The sequence below is a fragment of the Paenibacillus sp. FSL K6-2862 genome, assembly GCF_038005125.1.
In the GTDB taxonomy this organism is placed as follows: Bacteria; Bacillota; Bacilli; order Paenibacillales; family Paenibacillaceae; genus Paenibacillus; species Paenibacillus illinoisensis_A.
On record NZ_JBBOSN010000001.1, the window covers coordinates 1,876,415 to 1,892,199 of the forward strand.

Sequence of the window (15,785 nt, forward strand, 5' to 3'; positions counted from 1 at the left end):
TTATTGCGAAATTTCGGACAAAGTTGGGTGGTACCACGGAAGCAACAACCTTTCGTCCCTCGCAAGCATTAACTTGTTTGCAGGGATGAAAGGTTTTTTTTGTAACTTCAAATGTCAGAATGATGTAAATTCCGAGAGGAGGATGACTGATGGGAGCTCAAATTCCAGAAGTACGATCAACAGATGAATTACGTGAAAAATGGATGAAGCCGGAGGTCATTAGCGGTTCTGAGATTCTGCTAAGAAGCTTGTTGCTGGAAGGTGTCGAGTGCGTATTCGGTTATCCGGGCGGAGCGGTGTTGTACATTTACGACGCGATGTACGGTTTCGAGGACTTCAAGCATGTACTGACTCGGCATGAACAAGGTGCGATTCACGCAGCAGACGGATATGCACGTGCGAGCGGCAAGGTTGGTGTTTGTATCGCAACATCCGGTCCGGGAGCAACGAATCTTGTAACCGGAATTGCAACAGCATATATGGATTCTGTACCGCTCGTTGTCATTACGGGGAACGTCATTTCCAGCCTGATTGGTTCGGATGCTTTCCAGGAAGCGGATATCACGGGTATTACAATGCCAATTACCAAACACAGCTATCTGGTAAAAGACGTTAAAGATCTGCCGCGTGTCATTCATGAGGCATTCCATATTGCCAATACAGGACGTAAAGGTCCGGTGTTAATCGACATTCCAAAGGATGTTTCTGCCAACAAAACCTTGTTTGAACCAAGTACTGAACCAGTGACACTGAGAGGCTATAACCCTCGGACGGTGCCAAATAAACTTCAGGTTGATCGTTTGGCTCAGGCCATTCAGGAAGCAGAGCGTCCGATGATTCTTGCAGGTGGCGGGGTCGTTTACTCCGGTGGACACGAAGCACTGTTCGAATTTGTTGAGAAAACAGGCATCCCAATTACAACGACACTTCTTGGACTAGGTGCTTTCCCAAGCGGACATGAACTTTGGACCGGAATGCCGGGTATGCACGGAACATATACGTCCAACCAGGCGATTCAACAATCGGATCTGCTGATTAACATCGGAGCTCGTTTTGATGATCGGGTTACAGGAAAACTGGACGGTTTTGCACCGCATGCCAAAATCGTGCACATCGATATTGATCCAGCAGAAATTGGCAAAAACATTGCTACGGATATCCCGATTGTTGGGGACGTGAAGACGGTACTCGAAATAGCCAACAAGGAAGTGCAGCGTGCCGAGCGTGCGGATGCTTGGAGAGACCAGATCAAGCAATGGAAGCAAGAGAAACCTTACAGCTATACGGATTCCGAAGACGAGTTGAAACCACAATGGGTAGTTGAGTTGTTGAATGATACAACCAAAGGTGAGGCGATCGTAACTACTGACGTTGGACAGCATCAGATGTGGGCGGCGCAGTACTACAAGTTCAATCAACCTCGCTCATGGGTAACCTCCGGCGGACTCGGAACAATGGGCTTTGGATTCCCTTCGGCAATCGGAGCACAGATGGCGAATCCGGACAGACTGGTCATCTCCATTAATGGTGATGGCGGAATGCAGATGTGTTCACAAGAACTGGCAATCTGCGCGATCAATAATATCCCGGTCAAGATTGTTATCATCAACAACCAGGTGCTTGGAATGGTTCGCCAGTGGCAGGAAATCATCTACGAGAACCGTTACAGTCACATCGATCTGGCAGGAAGCCCGGATTTTGTAAAACTGGCTGAAGCATATGGTGTAAAAGGACTGCGTGCCACGAACAAGGAAGAAGCTGAACGGGCATGGCAGGAAGCGCTGGATACACCTGGACCAGTCGTTGTAGAATTTGTTGTTCGCAAAGAAGAAAATGTATATCCAATGGTTCCGCAAGGAGCAACAATTGATCAAATGCTGATGGGGGATGCTGAGGAATGATTAGACATACGATTTCGATTTTGGTCAACGATCAGCCTGGCGTCCTGCAGCGGGTATCGGGGTTGTTCGGTCGACGCGGATTCAACATTGAGAGCATTACGGTAGGTCAGTCAGAAGAAGCGGGCTTGTCCCGTATGGTCATTGTCACTATTGGTGACGACAAAACGCTGGAGCAGATTGAGAAACAGCTCTATAAAATCATTGACGTAATCAAAGTAGTGGATTTCAGCCTCAAGCCGATGGTTGCCCGTGAACTCGCTTTGATTAAAGTAAAAGCAGAACCTTCCGAACGCCCTGAAATCATGGGAGTGGTTGAAACGTTCCGTGCGTCGGTTGTCGATATTGGTCCAAGTAGTCTAATGGTTCAGGTTGTTGGAGATACCGACAAAATCGACGCCATGATCGAGCTGCTTAAGCCGTATGGCATTCGCGAACTCTCGCGGACTGGAGTAACTGCACTGGTACGTGGAAACGTATAATTGCCAATAGATCTAAATCTATGGTCTAATATGCATATCGGGTAAGCAACGAAGGATACGAGAAGAAGCAGTACAACAGACTGCAGGTGATCCTTGAATGACATCGTGATCCTGCATCTGCTGCAATTCAACATTTTAGTGATGTAACGCTTGAAAAGAGAGCTACACACCCGCATTAAAGGGCGGGTGTCTGAACGGATCGGATCAGACCAGAGTTGCTGGAACAGCCAGCATGCCGGTCCATTGAGACACCCGCTCATTAATGAAGGGTTCTTTACAATACAAAGGAGGACTTATAAACATGCCAGTAACTACTTATTATGAACAGGATGCAGAGCTTAGCGTATTGAAAGGAAAAACGATTGCCGTAATTGGTTACGGTAGCCAGGGCCACGCCCAAGCACAAAACTTGCGTGATAGCGGTTTGAATGTAGTCATCGGACTTCGTGAAGGTAAATCGTTTGACACTGCAAAAAATGACGGATTTGAAGTATTGTCTCCGGCTGAAGCAACTAGCCGTGCAGATGTGGTTCAAATCTTGCTCCCTGACGAAACGCAAGCTTCTGTATACAAAAACGAAATCGAACCTAACCTGAAAAAAGGCGCAGCATTGCTCTTCTCCCACGGTTTCAACGTTCATTTCGGTCAAATCGTTGCTCCAAAAGACAGCGATGTTCTGCTGGTAGCTCCTAAGTCCCCTGGCCACATGGTACGTCGTACCTACGTGGAAGGATTCGGTGTACCGGGCCTGATCGCGATCGAGCAAGATGCAACAGGTAAAGCAAAAGACATCGGTCTTGCATATGCAAAAGGTATTGGCTGCACACGTGCAGGCGTTATCGAAACATCCTTCCGCGAAGAAACAGAAACAGACCTGTTCGGTGAACAAGCTGTTCTGTGTGGCGGTGTAAGTGCCCTGGTAAAAGCTGGTTTCGAAACGTTGACAGAAGCTGGTTATGCTCCTGAAATGGCGTACTTCGAGTGTCTGCACGAATTGAAACTGATCGTTGACCTGATGTATGAAGGCGGACTTGCAAGCATGCGTGATTCCATCAGTAACACAGCCGAGTACGGTGACTATGTAACTGGACCTCGCGTTGTAACTGAAGATACGAAGAAAGCGATGAAAGAAGTCCTTTCCGATATCCAACAAGGTAAATTCGCACGTGACTTCATCCTGGAAAACCAATCCGGTCGTGCGTTCCTGACAGCAACTCGTCGCAACGAAGCTGAACACCCAATCGAAGTGGTTGGCGGACAATTGCGTGAGATGATGCACTGGATCAAGAAGTAAGCATTTGCACTTAGAGGTTCATGCACTTTTAAGATAAGCAATTTTACAGCTTTAACCGGAAATAGCGGCCGTGCTTATGCGTGTGCCGCTATTGCTGGTTTAGAGGCAAACATACATTACAGTCTAGGAGGTGCGAGGCGTGCGTAAAATCTATGTATTCGACACAACGCTGCGTGATGGAGAACAATCCCCGGGAGTCAATTTGAACACTCGTGAAAAGGTGGAAATTGCCCATCAGCTCGAGCGGCTTGGGATTGACCGGATGGAAGCCGGCTTTCCGGCAGCATCTCCAGGCGATCTGGCAGCGGTAAATGCAGTAGCGAAAGCGGTTAAAAATATTACGGTTATCGGCTTGTCCCGCTCCAGAGAGCAGGATATTGATGCGGTTAGAGAAGCGCTGAAAGGTGCACAGGACCCGTGCATTCACGTATTTTTGGCAACTTCACCGATTCACCGCGAGCATAAATTGCGCATGGACAAAGCGCAGGTGCTGGATACAGCTCGTTCTGCTATTCGTTATGCGAAGAAGTCATTTTCCAAAATTGAGTTTTCTCTTGAAGATGCAGGCCGTACTGAGTATGACTTCCTCGTTGAAATGGTGAACATGGCCGTAGAGGAAGGCGCTTCGGTAGTTAACATTCCGGATACAGTAGGGTATCTGAGTCCTTATGAGTACGGTAACATTTTCAAGCATCTCAAAGAGAATGTTCATGGTATTGAAAAAGTGCAGCTTAGCGCACATTGTCACAATGACCTGGGTATGGCAACCGCCAATACACTGGCTGCCATTTTGAACGGTGCAGATCAGATCGAAGGTACGATTAACGGAATCGGTGAACGTGCAGGAAATACGGCAATCGAAGAGATTGCCATGGCACTGGAGACACGTCAGGAATTCTTCCAGGCAAAAACTTCTCTGCAGCTTTCGGAAATTGCACGTACCAGCCGGCTCGTTAGCCGTTTGACAGGAATGGTTGTTCCAGGAAACAAAGCCATTGTTGGTGCGAATGCCTTCGCACATGAATCCGGTATTCATCAGGATGGCATGCTGAAAGAAAAAACAACGTACGAGATCATGACACCAGAGACGATTGGACTGAAGGAAAGCAAGCTCGTACTGGGTAAGCACTCTGGACGCCACGCGTTCCGTGAGCGCTTGATTGAGCTGGGTTATGAACTGGATGAAGAAGCACTGAATCGTGCTTTTGCCCAATTCAAAGATCTGGCGGACAAGAAAAAAGAAGTCACTGATGAGGATTTGCTCGCCGTGATCGAAGAGAAGTTGCAGGATGCACCTGAGGTGTACAAACTGGAGTCCATCTTCGTGACGTATGGGGATGAATCAACTCCTACAGCCAAAGTCCGTATTGCTACGCTTGACGGTAACACCGTTGAACAGCAAGCGGAAGGTAATGGTTCCGTTGATGCCATTTACAATGCAATTGACAAGGTGAGCGGGGAAGAAGTTACGCTGTCCGATTACTCCATCAAGTCCGTTACACATGGTAAAGATGCACTCGGTGAGGTTCATGTTGTATTGACACAAAACCAGGTTTCCGTTCAGGGACGCGGTGTAAGCACTGATATTTTGGGTGCAAGTGCACGTGCTTATGTGGATGGCCTTAACCAGCTGATTGAGAAACGTAAAACATACACCAACCGTGTCAACGTGAATCTGTAAACAGACGCAGCACACATCCAAAGCACTTGAACAGTACTGCTGTTTGTTGAGCAAGCTAAAAAAAGTCTGACCCTAGGTATGGATCTAAGGTCAGACTTTTTGCTATAGCTTGAATGATATGTTTATCAAGTAGGACGGATCTGGAAAATTGCAATTAGAGCAGATTACCACGCATACGCGTTAGGGGCATGTCCACCAGGACCTGGGAATATCTCATCAAGACGTTTAAGTACCGCTTCATCCAATGTGACTTCAAGACATTTAAGTGCAGTCTCGAACTGCTCCAGCGTACGGGGACCGATGATTGGTGCGGTCACTGCTGGATTGGCTGCAACCCAAGCCAAAGCAATCGTATCCTGTGGTTCACCTAGATCGCGGCACAGTGCTGCAAATTCTTCAAGCTGGGTTTTATGATGTTCAATACGTTCCGCGATGCCGCCGCTGCGTGTGCCTTCCAGCTTCTGAAGTGCATTTCGACCCAGTAAGCCACCATCAAGTGGGCTCCATGGAATCACGCCGAGGCCCAGCTCTTTGGCTGCAGGCAGCACTTCGAGTTCAGGCAAACGACAGTTAAGACTGTATTTATGCTGCTCGGACACCAAACCGAGGAAATGGCGGTTTTTGGCTTCGCTTTGAGCAATGGCAATCTGCCATGCAGCGAAGTTGCTTGATCCGACATAACCAATTTTGCCTTGATGGACAGCATTTTCGAATGCCCCCCATAGCTCGTCCCAGGAAACCGCCGGGTCCACGTGGTGCATTTGATATAGCTCTACATGGTCTGTCTGCAAGCGGCGAAGGGAACCTTCCAGATGACGTCTGATTTTATAGGCAGAGAGACCAGCATCGTTGTTGGGACCATCCGTTTCATCATGCATGGAACCATACACCTTGGTTGCAAGCACCACTTTTTCACGTCTGCCGCCACCCTGGCTGAACCAGCGACCGATAATTTCCTCGGTAAGGCCGGAATTTTCACCCCAACCATAAATGTTAGCGGTATCAAAAAAGTTAACACCAGCATCGAGTGCTGCATCCATGATACGGAATGCTTCTTTTTCGTCTGTAGCGGGCCCAAAATTCATGGTGCCGAGACAAATCCGGCTTACTTTAAGACCTGATTTTCCCAAGTACGTGTATTGCATGGTTTGCAATCCCTCCTGAGTTACCTGAATTTGACTTCACGTATTATTTTACTCCAGTCTGACGAGCAGAACAACAGCCCTCCAAACCTCTTATAGGTAAAATCTATTAAAGTCATAGATTGTATATCTTGGTCAAATGACCACTGAATATGATACAAAAGAGAGAGTTAAGTATGACACGTTCGATTGAGAATGAATGAAGGAGTTGGACAACCCATGACAGACGTAAAAAAAATTGCAGTCATCGCAGGTGACGGTATCGGTCCGGAAGTTGTAGCGGAAGCAGAGAGAGTACTTAAACGTACGGAGGAAGTATTCGGTTATCGTTTTGAAACCGAGCACGCACTGTTTGGCGGAATTGCGATCGATGAAAAAGGCACACCTCTTCCAGAGGAAACACTCACCGTATGCAAAAGTGCGGATGCAGTGTTGCTCGGAGCCGTTGGCGGTCCGAAATGGGACAACAACAGCAAGGAACTCCGTCCGGAAACGGGCTTGCTGGGAATTCGCAAAGCGCTCGGATTGTTCTCCAACTTGCGCCCGGCAGTTGTGTTTGACTGCTTGAAGGATGCATCCACATTGAAACCTGAAGTACTGGAAGGCACGGACCTAATGGTGGTTCGGGAGCTGACCGGAGGCATTTACTTTGGTGAAAAATTCAGACGTGAAGGCTCACAGGGGCAAGAAGCTGTGGATACCTGTGTATATAATGTAACCGAAGTAGAGCGGATTGTTCGTCAAGCATTCGGAATTGCTCAAGGACGCCGCAAAAAACTCGCTTCTGTGGATAAAGCCAATGTACTGGAGACATCTAGACTATGGCGTGAAGTGGTAAACCGGGTAGCACCGGAATATCCGGATGTTGAAGTGGAGCACGTTCTCGTTGACAACTGTGCGATGCAGCTGCTGCGTCGTCCAGCCAGCTTTGACGTCATCGTAACGGAAAATATGTTCGGAGATATCTTGAGTGATGAAGCAGCAATGCTGACAGGTTCAATCGGCATGCTGGCCTCTGCATCACTGGGCGAAGGAAGCTTCGGCTTGTATGAGCCGGTACACGGTTCGGCACCGGATATCGCTGGTCAAGGATTGGCAAATCCAATTGCTACGATTCTGTCCGTTGCACTTATGTTCCGTACAACCTTTGGTTATGCAGAAGGTGCGGATGCCATTGAAGCTGCTGTAGCTGAAGTGTTGAATGCAGGACACCGTACAAGTGATATTGCTGTAGATAAGAGCAAAGCCATCAGTACTACGGAAATGGGCGATCTGATCGTTGCAGCGATCCGTAAACAGGCATAATTTAGACATCATGATCGGGCAGCCCTTAGCTTTCCAATAGGAGAGATTGAGGGCTGTTCCTTTATATGTTGGACTTTAGATTTTGGCACGAAAATTTCTTATTTATAATTATTATAAAAAAATAACGTTTATAATCTTGACTTTGAGAAGTCCGGATGATAACATTTTACTTGTACTTGTTATCAAGTATCAAACCATTTTAATAACAGGAAAAGCGTCCGCGCTTTTCTTGATGATGAGCAATCCATATGGATGCTTACATAATCCCAAAGGAGGAATTTTTAGTTATGGCAGAACGTTTGGTTGGTAGACCAGCACCAGATTTCGCAATGGAAACAGTATCGGGAGACGGACAAGATTTTGGTTCCGTTAAATTGTCCGATTACCGTGGCAAATGGCTCGTATTCTTCTTTTATCCTTTGGACTTCACATTTGTGTGCCCAACTGAAATTACAGCTTTGAGCGATGCTTCCGAGCAATTCAAAGCTTTGGATACTGAAATTCTTGGCGTGAGCGTTGACTCCGTACACAGCCACAAAGCGTGGATCAATACACCTAAAGACAGCAATGGCTTGGGTCAATTGAACTTCCCACTGGCTTCCGACATCACGAAGCAAGTGGCTAAAGATTACGGCGTTCTGATCGAAGAAGAAGGCGTTGCATTGCGCGGTCTGTTCATCATCGATCCAGAAGGCGAATTGAAATACCAAGTGGTTAACCACAACGATGTAGGCCGCAGTGTTGAAGAAACACTTCGCGTACTGCAAGCACTGCAATCCGGCGGATTGTGTGCAATGAACTGGAAACCAGGCGACAGCAACCTGTAAGCCTGATTAACTTGAACGTTTGTGGTTCAAGCCCTCATCCCATTCGGGATTGAGGGCTTTTTGCACCCTTTTTCCCAAATATAATTTGGAAGTTGGATTAGGGTGTTTAGACAGGGCAAGAAACGTGTTAATGAAGTATTATAGGAATGAGAGGTTTTTACATCTCCCGAAAGAGGAATTGAAGGCCTTTGAGGCGAATAGGGTATGGAAACCCCGTAAATATTTTCGGGACATCACCATGATAATATGGTAATGAATGAGATACACTGATGGAACAACTTCTTTTTTAGAAAAGCTGCAGGTGCTAGGAAGACCATCTCTAAATTAAAAGGTCCCGGCACGTAATAAGGAGGGTGAACAAAAATGAGTTACTGTTGTGGGGCAAGTATGGTGGGAACAAAGGGCACGCTGAAGCATTACCGCACCCAGGTTCATAATGTTCCCCTGCTGTTTTGTCCGGTATGCCACCGGGTAGAAGTGCATTACAAAGTGGAAAATGAATATGAAATTTTGGCTGAATATGCGCATGGCGACGGAGCTTCCGAGATTGATTTTCAGGATTACGTGACGGAGGATGAGGATGCAATCTTCGAAAATTGCGTCAACCGCGAGAGCGAAGATGCGATGGTCATTGTTCAGCGACAAATTGACATGTCACTTGATCTCCTGAGACTGGCCAAGGAAATGAAGGATGAGAAGTGGGAGAGCGAACTCAAACGCCGATTAGCCGTAATGAGCCAGCGCAGACTAAAAATTCAGCACAATAAAAGCGGACTATAGATTAATTTGATTGCTATGCTCTATATTGTTATGTAATCATTTGGATATGAACGAAGCTGATTCGCGATATTTGCGAAAAGGCTTCGTTTTTGTGTTTTGAAAATCGGGTATTTCGAGGTTTTTCTTAAAATAATTTCCATTCGACACTTTCTCTGATTGACTCTCTTCTATAAACTTGTCTATGATAAAAACAGACTTGCAAAAGAGGCGGAGCAAATAAAATGTTCGTGTTTGGAAATAGGAGAAGGTTTTGAATGGAACAAACAAACTTATATTATTTTCCGGATCAATTGTTGGTTACCGGGAATAGACCAGCTAAGGTTCCGGACGTGCCATCCATATTTTCGGCTCAGCCCCCCAACGAAAGGGCACCGGTAATGAAAAATAAATCGGCCCTTCCTGTTTCTGTGATGATATGATGTCCGAATGGCAAGTTTATCATTTACGTGAAAAGGAGGAACCTGTCATGATTAGTGAATTTCAGGATACAGCGCCTCACCCAACGAACAGTTTCCCGCCTGTACATCTGGATTACAACAAATATGAAAATGTTCTGGAGCATTTGGATAGCGGTATTATGTTGTTTGACAGCAACGGTGTATTGACGTTTATTAACGTTCAAATGGCAAAATTGTTGGAGCTTCCCAGAAGTCTGTTGAGCGGCTGCACCCTGATGCAAATGCTGCATCATCCACAGATGAGCCGATTCAAGAAAAAGAAAATTTTACGTATCTACCGGGAGACCATCTTTCACCGTAAGCGCTATCATGAACTGATTGATGAGTATGGCAGACACTGGCTGGTCACAGTAACCTACGGAGATCAGATGGATGGAGATTTTTTGTTCAGTGTCAAGGACGTATCTGATTATAAACAAATAGAACAGACTGCTTATCAGAATGACAAGCTTGCCATGCTGGGACGCATTTCAGCATCTATCGCGCATGAAATACGCAATCCTTTGACAGCGATCCGCGGGTTTATACAGCTGCTGCGCCCACATTTGCTGCAATTAGGGAAAGATGAATACGCCAGGATCATATTGACGGAGATTGACAGGGCGAACGATATTATTTATGAATTCCTGAATTCCTCCAAACCGTCAGCACCGCAGAAGACCATTATGTCGGTGGATTCCTTACTCAAAGAGGTGGTCTTACTAACGGAAAGCGAAGGCTTGATGAAAGGGTGCGAGATTACCCTAGATAAAGCAGACTCGCCGATGAACGTCTCCATTGATGTTAAGCAGATTAAGCAGGTTATTCTGAATATGGTGAAAAATGCAATGGATGCCATCGATGGCGTAGGCGAAGAGCATACAGGTCTCATACGAATCTCCACTGAAACCGAGAACAAGTATGTGCAGATCTCCATAACGGATAACGGTCAGGGTATGGACCACAACACGCTTGTACGTTTGTTCGATCCATTTTTCACGACAAAAGAGAGCGGGACAGGACTGGGTCTTTCGGTAAGTTATCGCATCATCAAAAACCACGGGGGCACAATCTCGGTTGACAGTAAAAAGGGTGAAGGCACCCGGTTTATGATTATGCTCCCATTAGTGTAATAGTGCAGGATGAGCAGGAATCGGCATGTTGGCCGATTCCTTTTGTTTTTTTTTGGAAGCATTATGGGTTATAGTTAGAATGAATGCGGATACATATTCATAGCTTGCGAAAGGAAGGTGCATGATGAATATTCAGGAAATGGAACAGATGAATAAAAATCTGACGAATCATGTGGGACAGGTGATTGTAGGCAAGGAGCGAACCATAGAACTGATCATGACCGCAGTTATCGCTTCAGGACATGTATTGCTTGAGGACGTACCAGGTACAGGAAAAACAATGCTGGCCAAATCGGTAGCTTCATCGTTGGATTGTACGTTTCAACGCATACAATTCACCCCTGACTTGCTGCCGTCTGATCTGACGGGAATTCATTTCTACAATCAAAAGTCTGGTGATTTCGAATTCAGAGCCGGTCCGTTGTTCGCGAACCTTGTGCTGGCTGACGAGATCAATCGTGCTACACCGCGAACCCAATCAAGCTTGCTGGAATGCATGGAAGAGCGACAGATCAGTATTGATGGTTCAACGAGACAGCTGGAACGTCCATTCATCGTAATAGCAACCCAGAACCCAATTGATAATCAGGGGACCTTTCCGCTGCCTGAGGCTCAAATGGATCGATTCATGATGAAGATTCGCATGGGTTATCCAAGCAGTGATGAAAGTGTAGAGATTCTGAGAAGGACTGTAGCGGGTCGTTCGGTTAACGATCTTACATCCATTTTAAGTCGTGAGCAGCTTCTTGAGGCGCAGCGTACATACCAGTCCGTCCAGGTCGAAGAAGACCTGCTTAAATACATGATTCGTCTTGCAGAAGAGACACGTAGACATCCTGAGCTTTCGCTTGGTGTTAGTCCGAGGGGAGCGCAAGCCTTACTGAAGGCGTGTCAGGCCTGGGCAGCATTGCATGGCAGGGATTACGTTCTACCAGATGACATCAAGGTTCTGGCTGAATCTGTACTGGCTCACCGACTTGTATTCCGTAACAGGGTGAGGCAACAGGAAGGCGCTGCGGAACGGATCATTCATGAGATTCTGAGCCAGGCAGAGGTGCCAACGGAGAGCATTGGCACCGGCAGTGGACGGTAATTATGGCACTATTATGGCTTGTCATTGTAGGAGGCATTATCATTGGCCTACAAGGTGTATGGTTTGGACGCCCGGCATTACGAAGGCTGAAGTATACACGTGAATTCAGCAAACTGCGCTGTTACGCAGGCGATGAGCTTGAGATGGTGGAGACGATAGCGAACGAGAAGCGGGTCACAGTCCCCTGGCTGAGACTTGAGGCAATGATGCCCGGATCCTTTGTATTTCGCAGTGGTTCAGGCATGGATATCAGCCAGGGCGATATCTACCAGAATCACAAAAGTATATTTACTTTGAAACCATTTACGAGAATTACACGCAAGCATCCGATTATGTGCAGTAAACGTGGTATCTACACGTTGAATACGGTGACCATGACAGGTGGAGATCTGTTTGGCGTCTGGCGCAGTACCCAACCGATCCCTGTTCATCTGTCCATGATCGTATATCCTTCGCTGGTCGCTGCTGAAGATCTGCCTGCTATTTATCAGGTGTGGCAGGGGGAGGTAGAGGTATCCCGCTGGATCGTGGAGGATCCATTTCTTATTCTTGGCGTACGTCCTTACGGAGCAGGCGATCCCATGAACCGAATTCATTGGAAAGCAAGCGCACGTACAGGCGAGCTGCAGGTATACAAGCAAGGCTGGACAGCGGATCCACAGTCATGGATTATTGTGAATATTCAGGAGTCGGAGGATATGTGGAGTGTAGTAACCCGACCTGAGCCGATTGAGCGTGCACTGAGCTATGCAGCAACGGCTGCAGCCGATGCGATTGGCAGAGGACTCCCTGCCGGATTCGCTCATAACGGCTATCGGGTGAATGGCGGGCGTGATCCGCTTCGAATTGAACCTGATTATGGCAGTCCGCATCTGGAGCTTCTTTTGGAGGCAATGGCTGAAACCGAGTTGAAATGCATGGTTCCCATGGAACAGTTCCTGAATGATGAAGTGAAGCGCAATGAGGAAGCTCATCAGGCACGAAGCTATCTTTTAATTACATCGTACGTTTCTACTGCCATGGAGCATGAGATTGCTCGCCTGCATGAACAGGGACACCGAGTAACCATTCTGCCTGTGGAGGCAGATCACATCGGTACGAAGAACAACAAGGCGGTGAGTGCATGAGTGATCCGACTTGGGAAAGTAAATCCAGACTAGGGATGTCTCTGCTCGCGATACTGCTAATTGGCGTTTATGTGTTTCCCTTGTTGACCCTTACTTCATTCTATGCAAACGGTCATTTTCCTTATTTTCTGCTGATTATCTATGCTCTGACAAGCGGCATTGGCGTGCTGCTGGGCCACAGGTTTCAAGGATTAGGAACCCGTATGTGGCTTCGGCTAGTTGGAGCTCTGCTCCTGGGGGTGGTTGTATCCCTTATCGTCGCTTGGATAAACGGATTTACGGGACCGGAATTAATCACAGCTCTTCTGTGGGGGGCGTTATCAGCTTTTGTAGGATTGGCGCCAGAACCATCGCTTCGCTCCACCTTGATGTGGAGATGGCAGGTCTTCGGCGTTGTCGGATCTATTATAGGAGGTATCTTCTCGCGTTGGTTCGAGCCCTTATTCCCTTTGCAGACCTATGGAGGAACATTATATGCAGCAGGCTTCATCAGTTTTGTTGCTTGTCTCCTTAATGTCTACAGTTCACAGCTGGATAGAGCCGTATTAAATGATGGCAAGAGAAAGATTGTGCTTCGGGAATTCAACAGAGCGAATCATCAGCGTTTAATATGGATGTTGTTAATCATTGCAGGTATCGGAGCATTTCCCAGTCTAGCCGCCTGGCTCGCTCCACTGCGGGATCGTCTGCTCGCATGGATCAGAGGATTAATAGGCCCGTCTTCCGATCCGCAGCTGCCCATGACACCAGACTCTGGTATTGACCCATCAAAGCTTCCAGGCAGAGTGACAGAGCAGTCAGAACCATCTGTTTTCTGGGACATGCTGGGATGGTTCGTTCTAGGTGCTTCTGCTGCGCTGATTCTATGGCTTATATTCAGATTGGGAAGAAAGACTATAAACCGTCTTATGGACCGATTGAGGGGGATGATGGAACCCAGGGAGCGTAGGGCCGAGCCGCGGACCGAATACATCGATATTAGTGAAACGCTGGAAACACCCGTGAGACCACGCAAACCATGGTTCCGGAAAAAAGAAACACCTCCCTCACAGGAGGCGGAGCGTGTACGTTACTACTACAGAAAATGGATAGATCAAGCCAGACAGCAAGGGGTGGAAATTGAAGCTGCACAGACTCCACTGGAAGCAGCAGAAAAGATCCTTCATCATAAGTCTTCTTCAGACAAGCAAGATACGCAGAGATTTTCCGACATGTTAACAAGGACATATAACGTGGTTCGTTATGGCAAAAAAGCTCCGAATCCTTCCGAAATGTCCGAGATTGATCGGAACTGGAAGTCCCGATAGAACCATTAGACCCAATAACGTGTTTATCCCTTTACTTTTCAAGTCACGTTCAAGTATCATGAGAGGAATACACAAGTTGGTCAGAAAAGGAGCAGACAAATGAAGACAAATCATTGCAAAATTGTAGATTGCACCATTCGTGATGGTGGATTGGTAAATAATTGGGACTTTAGCGTGGACTTCGTTCAACAGCTATATGCTGGATTGAATGAGGCAGGCGTTGATTATATGGAAATCGGTTATAAAAACTCGCCGAAACTGCTGAAAGGTGCCGAAGAAGCAGGACCATGGCGTTTCCTGAATGATGACTTCCTGCGCAAAGTGATCCCGCAAAAAGGAAATACCAAATTGTCTGCTCTGGTTGACGTCGGACGTGTGGACGAGAATGACATTTTGCCGCGCAGTGAGAGCATGCTGGATCTGATCCGTGTAGCCTGCTACAGCAAAGATGTGGACAAGGCTTTGGCACTTGTTCAAACATTCCATGATCGTGGATATGAAACAACACTGAACATTATGGCTCTGTCCAATGTCATGGAGAACGAATTGCTCGAAGCCTTTGAATTGATTAAAGAGAGCTCCGTAGACGTTGTGTACATCGTTGACTCTTATGGCAGTCTTGACCATAACGACGTGAAGTACCTTGTTGAAAAGTTCAAAACCCATCTGCCAAACAAACGTCTCGGTGTTCACACTCACAATAACATGCAGCTTGCATTCTCCAATACGCTTGTGGCTGCAGAGCTTGGCGTTGAACTACTGGATGCTTCCGTATATGGTATGGGCCGTGCAGCAGGTAATTGCCCGACTGAACTTCTTGTGGCGCATCTGAAGGGCACGAAATATAACTTGCGTCCGGTACTTGGCGTATTGGAACAATTGATGGTTCCTCTTCGCGAAAAAGAAGAATGGGGCTACATCCTGCCATATATGATCACAGGAGCACTCGACGAGCATCCGCGTTCGGCAATGGCCCTGCGTTCGTCAGCCGAGAAGGATAACGTCGTGGATTTCTATGATAAATTGACAACGCCTGAAGTGAATTTTGATAAATAATTTTTGGTAAACATCATAAAAGCAACGGTCACGTATCAGATTCCCCGCAATGCACTTTGTATGGAAAATAGTCTGATATGCTGTTGCAAACTAAAGGGACATGGACTCCAATTGGAGATTCATGTTTTTTTAGTTCTTAGTGCCTTGTTTTTCTACGTGGCTATGAATACATATTCCTATTTTCAACTATTTTTTAGTTCACGTCCGTAGAATTAAATGTTAT

At 46.8% G+C, this 15,785-nt stretch carries 13 protein-coding genes; 12 read left to right on the top strand and 1 reads right to left on the bottom strand.

Annotated features, from left to right (window positions below):
- Positions 1 to 149 precede the first annotated feature (149 nt).
- From ilvB to MHB82_RS08830, 4 genes are all read left to right on the top strand, one after another.
- Positions 150 to 1,901: a biosynthetic-type acetolactate synthase large subunit gene (gene ilvB / locus MHB82_RS08815; RefSeq protein ID WP_110821114.1), complete on the top strand. Its 1,752-nt coding sequence runs from the start codon at positions 150 to 152 to the stop codon at positions 1,899 to 1,901.
- A complete protein-coding gene (gene ilvN / locus MHB82_RS08820) occupies positions 1,898 to 2,380 on the top strand; it encodes an acetolactate synthase small subunit (RefSeq protein ID WP_095288328.1) in 483 nt (160 codons plus the stop codon). The genes ilvB and ilvN overlap by 4 nt, the downstream gene beginning before the upstream one ends.
- 301 nt (positions 2,381 to 2,681) lie before the next feature.
- On the top strand, positions 2,682 to 3,674 hold the full coding sequence (gene ilvC, locus MHB82_RS08825) for a ketol-acid reductoisomerase (protein WP_095288327.1): 993 nt from the start codon (positions 2,682 to 2,684) through the stop codon (positions 3,672 to 3,674).
- Positions 3,675 to 3,813: 139 nt separating this feature from the next.
- Complete coding sequence (locus tag MHB82_RS08830; protein ID WP_341174478.1) at positions 3,814 to 5,355, top strand: 2-isopropylmalate synthase; 1,542 nt, start codon at positions 3,814 to 3,816, stop codon at positions 5,353 to 5,355.
- Between the two features lie 164 nt (positions 5,356 to 5,519).
- Here MHB82_RS08830 and MHB82_RS08835 read toward each other — a convergent pair whose 3' ends face one another.
- Entirely contained in the window at positions 5,520 to 6,500 is a 981-nt protein-coding gene (locus tag MHB82_RS08835) for an aldo/keto reductase (protein ID WP_095359120.1), read from the bottom strand.
- Between the two features lie 216 nt (positions 6,501 to 6,716).
- Between MHB82_RS08835 and leuB the strand changes: the two genes are divergently transcribed.
- The 8 genes from leuB (at position 6,717) to MHB82_RS08875 (ending at position 15,562) form a co-directional block, all read left to right on the top strand.
- The gene (gene leuB, locus MHB82_RS08840; RefSeq protein ID WP_341174479.1) at positions 6,717 to 7,802 is read left to right on the top strand and encodes a 3-isopropylmalate dehydrogenase; all 1,086 of its coding nucleotides are present in this window, start codon (positions 6,717 to 6,719) and stop codon (positions 7,800 to 7,802) included.
- Between the two features lie 287 nt (positions 7,803 to 8,089).
- On the top strand, positions 8,090 to 8,629 hold the full coding sequence (locus tag MHB82_RS08845; protein ID WP_062320195.1) for a peroxiredoxin: 540 nt from the start codon (positions 8,090 to 8,092) through the stop codon (positions 8,627 to 8,629).
- A 363-nt stretch (positions 8,630 to 8,992) separates the two neighbouring features.
- Positions 8,993 to 9,409 (top strand): hypothetical protein, encoded by a 417-nt coding sequence (locus MHB82_RS08850; protein ID WP_024628323.1) that lies wholly within the window; start codon positions 8,993 to 8,995, stop codon positions 9,407 to 9,409.
- Positions 9,410 to 9,875: 466 nt separating this feature from the next.
- Positions 9,876 to 10,979 (top strand): ATP-binding protein, encoded by a 1,104-nt coding sequence (locus MHB82_RS08855; RefSeq protein ID WP_095359119.1) that lies wholly within the window; start codon positions 9,876 to 9,878, stop codon positions 10,977 to 10,979.
- Between the two features lie 124 nt (positions 10,980 to 11,103).
- The gene (locus MHB82_RS08860; protein WP_341174480.1) at positions 11,104 to 12,072 is read left to right on the top strand and encodes an AAA family ATPase; all 969 of its coding nucleotides are present in this window, start codon (positions 11,104 to 11,106) and stop codon (positions 12,070 to 12,072) included.
- A gap of 2 nt (positions 12,073 to 12,074) precedes the next feature.
- Entirely contained in the window at positions 12,075 to 13,199 is a 1,125-nt protein-coding gene (locus tag MHB82_RS08865) for a DUF58 domain-containing protein (protein WP_095359117.1), read from the top strand.
- The gene (locus MHB82_RS08870; RefSeq protein ID WP_341174481.1) at positions 13,196 to 14,506 is read left to right on the top strand and encodes a DUF4129 domain-containing protein; all 1,311 of its coding nucleotides are present in this window, start codon (positions 13,196 to 13,198) and stop codon (positions 14,504 to 14,506) included. Before MHB82_RS08865 ends, MHB82_RS08870 begins: the two co-directional genes overlap by 4 nt.
- 99 nt (positions 14,507 to 14,605) lie before the next feature.
- Complete coding sequence (locus MHB82_RS08875) at positions 14,606 to 15,562, top strand: aldolase catalytic domain-containing protein (protein WP_095288318.1); 957 nt, start codon at positions 14,606 to 14,608, stop codon at positions 15,560 to 15,562.
- Positions 15,563 to 15,785: the final 223 nt, after the last annotated feature.

Coding starts and splice junctions, on each gene's coding strand:
- ilvB (WP_110821114.1), top strand. CDS start 150: ATGGGAGCTCAAATTCCAGAAGTACGATCAACAGATGAATTACGTGAA.
- ilvN (WP_095288328.1), top strand. CDS start 1,898: ATGATTAGACATACGATTTCGATTTTGGTCAACGATCAGCCTGGCGTC.
- ilvC (WP_095288327.1), top strand. CDS start 2,682: ATGCCAGTAACTACTTATTATGAACAGGATGCAGAGCTTAGCGTATTG.
- MHB82_RS08835 (WP_095359120.1), bottom strand. CDS start 6,500: ATGCAATACACGTACTTGGGAAAATCAGGTCTTAAAGTAAGCCGGATT.
- leuB (WP_341174479.1), top strand. CDS start 6,717: ATGACAGACGTAAAAAAAATTGCAGTCATCGCAGGTGACGGTATCGGT.
- MHB82_RS08845 (WP_062320195.1), top strand. CDS start 8,090: ATGGCAGAACGTTTGGTTGGTAGACCAGCACCAGATTTCGCAATGGAA.
- MHB82_RS08850 (WP_024628323.1), top strand. CDS start 8,993: ATGAGTTACTGTTGTGGGGCAAGTATGGTGGGAACAAAGGGCACGCTG.
- MHB82_RS08855 (WP_095359119.1), top strand. CDS start 9,876: ATGATTAGTGAATTTCAGGATACAGCGCCTCACCCAACGAACAGTTTC.
- MHB82_RS08860 (WP_341174480.1), top strand. CDS start 11,104: ATGAATATTCAGGAAATGGAACAGATGAATAAAAATCTGACGAATCAT.
- MHB82_RS08865 (WP_095359117.1), top strand. CDS start 12,075: ATGGCACTATTATGGCTTGTCATTGTAGGAGGCATTATCATTGGCCTA.
- MHB82_RS08870 (WP_341174481.1), top strand. CDS start 13,196: ATGAGTGATCCGACTTGGGAAAGTAAATCCAGACTAGGGATGTCTCTG.
- MHB82_RS08875 (WP_095288318.1), top strand. CDS start 14,606: ATGAAGACAAATCATTGCAAAATTGTAGATTGCACCATTCGTGATGGT.